Below are 2065 nucleotides of genomic sequence, written 5' to 3'. Positions count from 1 at the left end.
CCATAAAAGACGCTGGTTGCGGCAAATAAACAGGGTCCTAGTAACAGGGGCATAGGACTGCCTGTAAACCAAATCCTAAACAGAAGCGAACCTAGCCCCATAATGCAAAGAGCCTCCCCCATCGCCACAATGAAGTAGGCTAGTCCTTTACCCAGCAACAGCTCAACAGCACTCAAATTAGAGGCATAAACCTGCACAATAGTGCCTTGCTCCTTCTCACGCACCATGGCAAGGGTAGCCAATAAAGCCGGAAAGATTGCCAAGATAACAGCATAGAGTCCTGGCACAATAAAGAGAGACTCTTTACGCCCTGGGTTGAACCAGAGCCGGATTCGGGCAACGACACTAGCCGATTTAGACTGTAATCCCTGATCTTGCAAGAAAAAGCTAGTCGTCGCTCGAATACTGTTGCGAATAACTCGGGCATTATTAACATCTGTGCCATCGACTAAAACTTGGATAGGAGTCGATTTTTGAGCCTTGATGCGGCGGGAAAAATCAGGGGGAATCACCACCGCAGCCTTGGCTTGCCCCCGATCAATAATGGTCACCGGATCTCCCTCTCCTGACCATGGGATAGCCTGAAACTGATTGGTGGCAAAGAGTCGTTCTATGTAGCTACGACTGAGAGGACTCAGATTAAAGTCCTGGATCGCCAGGGGAATATTTTTTGTCTCTAGTCGGATAGCATACCCAAAAATGAGCAGCATCCCCAATGGCAGGATAAAGGCCAGGGCAAACGTCAAGCGATCGCGACGAAATTGAGCCAGTTCTTTGACACATTGAGACCAGATGCGCTTCATGATTGACCTTCCTGGGTGCGCTGGATAATGCCAATAAAGGCATCTTCTAGAGAAAATGGCACCGTTTGGAGGGATTGAATATTGAAGTCGCTCAGTAAAGAGCGCAGCCGAGGTATTTCTATGTCTGGCTGGTCTAGGACAATGTGGAGGCGATCGCCAAACAGCGATACTCTCCAAGCATCAAAATATTGTTTGAGTAAGTCGGAGACGACCTGAGGCTGAGGAACCTGCACCTCAAACAGCTGTCCCGGTTGACTCGCCTTAATTTGGCTCGGGGACCCTTGAGCGACAATCTCTCCAGCTGCCATAAATGCCATCCGATTGCAATGTTCAGCTTCTTCTAGATAGTGTGTGGTTACCAGCACTGCTGTACCCTGACGCGTCAAGTCTTCAATCAATCGCCAAAATTGACGTCGAGCCAACGGATCCACCCCTGATGTGGGCTCATCTAAAAACAGAATTTCAGGTTCATGCATAACCGATGCCCCAAAGGCTACCCGCTGCTTCCAACCACCTGGCAGCTGCCCCGTAATCAGGTCTGCTTTGCCTGTCAAGCCACAAATGTCTAAAACCCAATTGATTTTGTCAACCCGTTGACGACGAGGAACACCATAAACCCCACAGTAAAATTCTAGGTTCTGCTGGATGGACAGGTCATCATAGAGGGTAAATTTCTGACTCATGTAGCCCATACGCTGTCGCAAAGCACTGCTACGTAAGTTATGGTTTTGACCTGCCAGTATAACCTCACCACTGGTAATGCCCAGCAATCCACACAGCATCTTGATCGTGGTGGTTTTTCCAGCCCCATTAGCTCCCAATAATCCATAGATTTCGCCATAGCGGATATCCAGATTGACGCCTTTAACCGCTTGAAAACTTCCAAAGACTTTGCTCAGGTTGCGGGCACCAATGGCAATGTCATCCTTACCGTAGGCGGGCAATGGACGTAGCCGAGGCAATGGAACAAAGGCGGGATCAGAGCCCTGTTGGCGTAGTTGAGTTACAAAAACATTTTCCAGGGTGGGCGCTGCCTGACGAATCGTGTCGATCGTTAGCTGATGCTGTTCTAGCAGTTTACGAATTTCAGTTTCACTGGTCTGGGCATTGTCAACGAGAATATCCAGGCGATCGCCAAAGGTTTGTACATCAAAAATTTGAGCAGACTTTTGAGTATCGACTTTTAGCAAACTCTGTTCAGCGATGCCGAGATTGCTAGCGCGCACTTCCAGTCGCTGCCATCCCAGGCTATCTCGCAGCTG

At 49.0% G+C, this 2065-nt stretch carries 2 protein-coding genes; both read right to left on the bottom strand.

Features of this window, described 5'->3' with window-relative positions:
- Nucleotides 1-803 (bottom strand): ABC transporter permease (locus IQ260_RS30150; RefSeq protein WP_193996732.1); only part of this gene is annotated, 803 nt, incomplete at its 3' end.
- The coding region (locus IQ260_RS30145) for an ABC transporter ATP-binding protein (RefSeq protein ID WP_193996731.1) at nt 800-2065 on the bottom strand (1266 nt) is incomplete at its 5' end. The genes IQ260_RS30150 and IQ260_RS30145, both read right to left, overlap by 4 nt.

This window comes from Leptolyngbya cf. ectocarpi LEGE 11479 (assembly GCF_015207065.1).
Lineage (GTDB): Bacteria > Cyanobacteriota > Cyanobacteriia > Phormidesmidales > Phormidesmidaceae > Leptothoe > Leptothoe ectocarpi.
This window is presented reverse-complemented; position numbering and strand designations above follow the sequence as displayed.